Genomic DNA, 6000 nt, shown 5'->3' on the forward strand with positions numbered 1-6000 from the left:
CAGAAAAGAAAGAATTTGTATTAAGTAAACAGTTATGACGCTCAGGAACATCAATTGGTGCTATTCAAAAAACATTACGAGCTAACAATTTGTAATTCGTAATTTATAATTCGTAATTAAGTTTTACTTTTGTAAAACATGGATGATTTCTCTCCACTAAGAAGGAATGGCGATTTAATAAATAATCTGTAAAAATTCCGAAACGCCGGAACAGATTAAAAATTCAATTACAATGTCAGTTTTAGAAAAAGTAACTTCAGCCGATGCTATTGCATTAGAAGACAAGTATGGAGCCCACAATTACCACCCGCTGCCGGTAGTACTCAGCAGAGGAGAAGGTGTTTATGTTTGGGATGTAGAAGGTAAAAAATATTACGATTTTCTTTCGGCTTATTCGGCCGTAAATCAAGGCCACTGCCATCCTAAGATAGTAGGAGCCATGATAGAGCAGGCACAAACGTTAACCTTAACATCACGTGCTTTTTACAATGATAAATTAGGTGTTTACGAAGAATACGTAACCAAATATTTCGGGTTTGATAAAGTATTACCGATGAATACGGGTGCCGAAGCAGTTGAGACCGCTTTAAAACTTTGCAGAAAATGGGCTTATGAAAAGAAAGGCATACACGAAAACGAGGCACAAATCATTGTTTGCGAAGGTAATTTCCACGGAAGAACGACTACGATCATCTCGTTTTCCAATGATGAAAATGCCCGTAAAAACTTCGGGCCGTATACAGCCGGATTTATAAAAATTCCTTACGACGATATTGATGCTTTGGAAAGAGCCATCCAATCGTCAAAAAATATTGCCGGTTTCTTAGTAGAACCTATTCAGGGCGAAGCCGGAGTGTATGTGCCAAGTGAAGGATATCTGGCCAAAGCTAAGTCGTTGTGTAAAGACAACAACGTTCTGTTTATTGCTGATGAAGTACAAACCGGAATTGCCCGTACCGGAAAATTATTAGCCGTACACCACGAGAATATCCAACCAGACATTCTGATTTTAGGAAAAGCTATCTCCGGAGGTGCTTATCCGGTTTCGGCAGTTTTGGCCAATGATACTGTCATGAATGTAATCAAACCGGGACAACACGGATCAACTTTTGGCGGTAATCCGGTAGCAGCGGCAGTTGCCATTGCAGCACTTGAAGTGGTGAAAGACGAGAATTTGGCTGACAACGCAGAACGTTTAGGAAAAATTTTCCGTGCTGAACTGGCCAAATACATCGAAACTTCTAACGTTGCTACTTTAGTGCGAGGTAAAGGCTTGTTGAATGCCGTGGTTATTAACGATACGGAAGAAAGTGATACGGCTTGGAACATTTGTATGGCATTGCGCGATAACGGTTTATTGGCCAAACCCACTCATGGCAATATCATTCGTTTTGCACCGCCATTGGTCATGAATGAAGAACAATTATTGGATTGTGTTTCGATAATCATCAAAACATTAAAGCAATTCGAAAAATAATATCCGCCGGTAACCAACCAAACCTTTATATTTATGGAAAACCAAAACAATTTAACGTTAAACGACCAGGCTGTTGATGCTTTGAGAGTTAGTGGCAGGTGGTGTCTTTTTTTATCCATAGTCGGATTCATCGGACTGGGATTACTCTTAATCGGTGCTATGGTTATGTATGCTACAATGTCGGCTATACCCGATATGGCTATGGCAGAAGCAGGAGCAGGGATGCCTCCAAGCATGGGAGCCGGAATTTTTGGTGCTATGAGAGGAGTTCTTTCGGCGATGTATATCGTATTAGCGGTAGTGTATTTCTTTCCGATATATTATTTATATAAATATGCCAAAGGAATGAAAGATGCTTTAGAATCGAGTAACAGCGACATACTTTCTGAAGCCTTGGTTTACCTCAAATCGCATCACAAATTTTTGGGTATTATGACTATTGTCATCATTTCGTTGTACGTATTATTGTTTGTGGGAGCTATGATTTTTGCCGTAAGTATGGCGGGTGCGGCTTCGGGTATGTAAGACAAAATATATTTCAGTTAAAACCAGCTTATCCGGCTGGTTTTTTTATTTTTGATTCTTCAATTTATTCAAATGAAAAAAATAATACTGCCCCTTATGCTGGTGGCAATCGCAGTTGCTTTATACGAACAAACCAAAGCCAAACCCAACATCTACATTTTAATTGTAGCTATAGTCATATTCATGTACGGGATGATGCAGTTGAGTGCTAAAACCCTGCATTATAAAAACCGCAGTTCAAAAGACGAATCTGAAGAAAATCAAGAAAGTGATGAATAAAGGAGACAAAGTTTCGGTATTAGATGATTCCATTGACGGTATTGTGGTTTCGGTAGCCGGTTCAGAGGTGACCATTGAAACAGCTGATGGTTTTACTATGACATTTAAAAGCTATGAATTGATTAAAATTGAAGATGAAACCATGAATTTCAGTTTCAATAAAAGCAAAATCATCAGTGAAAAGGAAATTGCTAAGCCTAATTATATCAATAAAGAGAAAAAATCAAAAAAAGAGCTTCCGGTACCCGAGTTTGATTTGCACATCGAAAAGCTGGTGAAGAATTTCAAGCACATGAATAACTTTGATATACTGACCCTGCAAATGGACACCGCCAAATACCACATCGAGTTTGCCATGCGAAACCGCATTCCCAAAATTGTGTTCATACACGGAGTGGGGGAAGGGGTTTTAAAATCGGAACTCGATTTTATGTTGAGCCGTTATGATAACCTTTCGTTTCAGGATGCCAATTATCAAAAGTACGGTTCGGGTGCCACCGAGGTTTATTTCAAACAAAATACAAAATAAAAAAAGTCCCGATTTTCATCGGGACTCTTCATTTCCAAAACTAACCAAATTATATATTGAATCTAACCAAATTCTATTGTTGTTATGCTACGCTGCTTTCTTGAGAGATTACTTTTTTCAAGAATGATCTAACCAAAACACTGTTAGTGATTACGCCGGCATTAATCAATTGTTTTTTACCGAAGTTAGAAGCGTTTGTTTTAACACTGTTAGTGTTGTTTCCCCCAACTAACCAAGCTGCAACGTCCATATTGTTTGAAGCTACAGCGTTTTCAGTAGTAACGGTCATTGTAGTTTCTTTGGCAACAGTAACCTGAGTTGTAGTTGTTGGTAAAACTGTAACAGTAGTGTTTTGTCCAAAAACTCCGGTTGATGATAATACTAATAAAACGAATAAAACAAATAATCTAACGTTAGTTACATTTTTTTGAGTTGTAGTGTTATTAGCTGTTGTCATGATATTTTGTTTTTGTTGTTATTTCTGAGTCAAAACTACGGCGACGGTACTCAGAGCGAAAAAAATTTCGATAACTAACTCCAAAACTCGATTAAAGCACAAAACCAGTGAATTCGGGGGTTTTCAGCGTTTTTTTGATGCAGTTTGTCTAGAAAGTGTTAAAAAAAGAGGTGTTTTATCGATGAAAAACCAGTATATTCCATGAACGACAACCCCCTTTACATTTTACCGATTGGATAGTCGATGAGTGACCAAATCTTAGTAAATTAGCGTCATCAAAATGCAGGATTTGGGAAAAAGGAATCAGGACTTTAATTGGTTTGCTGAATTCTCAATCATACAATCTTTAATTCTTAATCAAAAATGAAAGTAGAACACAAAGGGCACACCACTATTATCAAAAATACCCAAGGTAAAACCGAAGAATTTCTTCAAAAGTTGCTTCACGAATACCATACTTTTAAAAATCAAAATCTGATTCTCGACTTATCCCATGATAAAGCACTGACGGTTGATGATGTAAAAGCATTTGCCGATATTACCAAATCGCATAAAAAAGAAAAAAAGTCTTTGGTATTGGTAGCCGATAATGTGAACTTCAATGCTGTACCCAAAAGCATTACGGTGGTTCCTACTTTATTAGAAGCTCACGACATCATCGAATTGGAAGAAATTGAACGCGATTTAGGATTTTAACAGAATGAAATTAACCGTACTGGGCTGCTATGCAGCCACACCAAGAACCATTACCAACCCAACTTCACAAATACTCGAAATCAGAAACCACATGTTCCTCATCGATTGTGGCGAAGGAACACAGGTACAGCTCCGCAAAAACAAACTCAAGTTTTCCAAAATCAATCATGTTTTTATTTCACATTTGCACGGCGATCATTTTTACGGATTGGTAGGATTGATATCTACCTTCATGCTTCTGAACCGTCAAACCGACTTGCATGTATACGGACCCAAAGGCATCAAAGAAATCGTATTGCTACAGTTGCGTTATTCCAATTCGTTTACCGGTTACAACCTGTATTTCCATGAATTAGAAGCTAAAACCAGCGAAGTTGTTTATGAAGACGAAAAAGTAGTGGTGAAAACTATACCCTTAAAACACCGCATTTACACCAACGGATTTTTATTTCAGGAAAAAGTGGGCGATCGCAAACTCGACATCGATGCTGTGCGCGAATACAAAATAGACGCGTGTTATTACCAAAAAATTAAAAACGGAAAAGACATCACCCTCGACGACGGAACCGTCATCCCAAATGACGAGCTGACATTCGACCCCATAAAACCCAAGAGCTACGCCTTTTGCAGCGATACCATGTATGATGAATCTATTGTGCCTCTCATTCAAAATGCCGATGTGTTGTACCACGAAACCACGTTCTTAGAAACCGAAGCCGACAAAGCCGAAAAAACCATGCACAGCACAGCTAAAGAAGCCGCCACTATTGCACTCAAAGCCAATGTAGGTCAACTCATACTCGGCCACTACAGCACGCGCTACGCCAATATCGAACTGTTCAGAGAGGAAGCCACAACCATTTTCCCCAATACGGTCTTGGCCGATGATGGTAAAGTATTCGAATACGATTAGGAGCGAATGGCTCGGTGTGTGCCTGGAATGGCAATTCCCGCTGTCCGCACTACACGGTAGTTGCTCCCATCGGGGCTAAAGAGGAGTCCATATTTTACCCAAAAACTTAATACCTTTACACTACACAACTTACAATACTATGAAAGACTTAAGCGACTATAGAAAATCCTATGAAAAAAGTGAATTACTCGAAACCCAAATTCCGGAAGACCCTATCAACCTTTTTCACAAATGGTTCTACGAAACCGAAGAGTTTAACGGAACCGAGGAGGTAAACGCCATGACGGTATCTACCATTGGTTTAGACGGTTTCCCAAAATCAAGAGTTGTTTTGCTTAAAAAGTTTAACGAAGAAGGGTTTATTTTTTACACCAACTATAACTCCGAAAAAGGAAAAGCCATAGCTGCCAATCCAAAAATCTGCCTATCCTTTTTTTGGCACAGTATGGAACGTCAGGTCATCATCAAAGGAATAGCCGAAAAAACCTCTACCATAACCTCTGATAATTATTTCGATTCAAGACCGGAAGGCAGTAAATTGGGTGCTATAGTATCGCCTCAAAGTGAAGTCATTCCGTCTCGAAACTTTTTAGATGAAAAGTTAAAAGAGCTTGAAGCCGCCATGGAAGGAAAAGAAATTAAAAGACCCGAACATTGGGGAGGCTTTTTAGTGCGCCCGGTAGCAGTTGAATTTTGGCAGGGTAGGGCGAACCGACTTCACGACCGAATTCGATACGAGCTTCAGGAAGACTATTCCTGGAAGATTGACCGTCTGTCACCTTGAAATATTATAAACAAATCCCGTAATTATATAAACCACTCTTCGGAGTGGTTTTTTAGTTTTGCAGGTATCCGATTAAAACAATCGAAAAACAATATATAAGTAAGAAATTATCTTATATAATAAAATAAAAAGTGTATTTCATCGATTTTATTTGTATTTTAAACGATAAAATATGTAGTATTGCTCAACCAAATCAAACAATACGTTCTGTCATTATTAATTAAATAAAGTGTTTGCCCCACATCTACTTTATTAAAAACTTAACCTACTACTATGAAAGCAAAAATGTTTAGAGCATTGTTGCCCTTAGCAATCGTGTTCGCTATGGTATCTTGTTCTT

8 protein-coding genes are annotated in these 6000 nt (G+C 38.5%); 7 read left to right on the forward strand and 1 reads right to left on the reverse strand.

Going from position 1 to position 6000, the window contains the following annotated elements; all coding sequences use genetic code 11:
- Positions 1–232 precede the first annotated feature (232 nt).
- From rocD to EZL74_RS09920, 4 genes are all read left to right on the forward strand, one after another.
- Positions 233–1477, forward strand: a complete 1245-nt coding sequence (rocD, locus tag EZL74_RS09905; protein WP_131476451.1) for an ornithine--oxo-acid transaminase — start codon at positions 233–235, stop codon at positions 1475–1477.
- Positions 1478–1510: 33 nt separating this feature from the next.
- Positions 1511–2002, forward strand: coding sequence for a DUF5362 family protein (locus tag EZL74_RS09910; RefSeq protein ID WP_131476452.1), 492 nt, complete (start codon positions 1511–1513; stop codon positions 2000–2002).
- 72 nt (positions 2003–2074) lie between these two features.
- Entirely contained in the window at positions 2075–2281 is a 207-nt protein-coding gene (locus tag EZL74_RS09915) for a hypothetical protein (protein WP_131476453.1), read from the forward strand.
- Positions 2271–2810 carry a Smr/MutS family protein gene (locus tag EZL74_RS09920; protein ID WP_131476454.1) on the forward strand — a complete coding sequence of 180 codons (540 nt, stop codon included), beginning with the start codon at positions 2271–2273 and terminating at the stop codon, positions 2808–2810. Before EZL74_RS09915 ends, EZL74_RS09920 begins: the two co-directional genes overlap by 11 nt.
- Before the next feature lie 82 nt (positions 2811–2892).
- On the opposite strand, the gene EZL74_RS09925 is transcribed toward EZL74_RS09920, so the two are convergent.
- On the reverse strand, positions 2893–3267 hold the full coding sequence (locus EZL74_RS09925; protein ID WP_131476455.1) for a hypothetical protein: 375 nt from the start codon (positions 3265–3267) through the stop codon (positions 2893–2895).
- Positions 3268–3630: 363 nt separating this feature from the next.
- Between EZL74_RS09925 and EZL74_RS09930 the strand changes: the two genes are divergently transcribed.
- The 3 genes from EZL74_RS09930 to pdxH all read left to right on the forward strand — a co-directional run bounded on the left by EZL74_RS09930 (position 3631) and on the right by pdxH (position 5660).
- Positions 3631–3963 (forward strand): ribonuclease Z, encoded by a 333-nt coding sequence (locus EZL74_RS09930; RefSeq protein WP_131476456.1) that lies wholly within the window; start codon positions 3631–3633, stop codon positions 3961–3963.
- A gap of 4 nt (positions 3964–3967) precedes the next feature.
- Entirely contained in the window at positions 3968–4876 is a 909-nt protein-coding gene (locus EZL74_RS09935) for a ribonuclease Z (RefSeq protein WP_131476457.1), read from the forward strand.
- Positions 4877–5015: 139 nt separating this feature from the next.
- Positions 5016–5660: a pyridoxamine 5'-phosphate oxidase gene (pdxH, locus tag EZL74_RS09940; RefSeq protein ID WP_131476458.1), complete on the forward strand. Its 645-nt coding sequence runs from the start codon at positions 5016–5018 to the stop codon at positions 5658–5660.
- The last annotated feature ends 340 nt before the right edge of the window (positions 5661–6000 follow it).

The sequence above is a fragment of the Flavobacterium silvisoli genome (genome assembly GCF_004329815.1).
GTDB lineage: Bacteria > Bacteroidota > Bacteroidia > Flavobacteriales > Flavobacteriaceae > Flavobacterium > Flavobacterium silvisoli.

Bases quoted from the DNA above. Each gene is read 5' to 3' on its own strand.
- pdxH (WP_131476458.1), top strand. From the start codon at position 5,016: ATGAAAGACTTAAGCGACTATAGAAAATCCTATGAAAAAAGTGAATTA.
- EZL74_RS09910 (WP_131476452.1), top strand. From the start codon at position 1,511: ATGGAAAACCAAAACAATTTAACGTTAAACGACCAGGCTGTTGATGCT.
- EZL74_RS09925 (WP_131476455.1), bottom strand. From the start codon at position 3,267: ATGACAACAGCTAATAACACTACAACTCAAAAAAATGTAACTAACGTT.
- EZL74_RS09930 (WP_131476456.1), top strand. From the start codon at position 3,631: ATGAAAGTAGAACACAAAGGGCACACCACTATTATCAAAAATACCCAA.
- EZL74_RS09935 (WP_131476457.1), top strand. From the start codon at position 3,968: ATGAAATTAACCGTACTGGGCTGCTATGCAGCCACACCAAGAACCATT.
- EZL74_RS09915 (WP_131476453.1), top strand. From the start codon at position 2,075: ATGAAAAAAATAATACTGCCCCTTATGCTGGTGGCAATCGCAGTTGCT.
- rocD (WP_131476451.1), top strand. From the start codon at position 233: ATGTCAGTTTTAGAAAAAGTAACTTCAGCCGATGCTATTGCATTAGAA.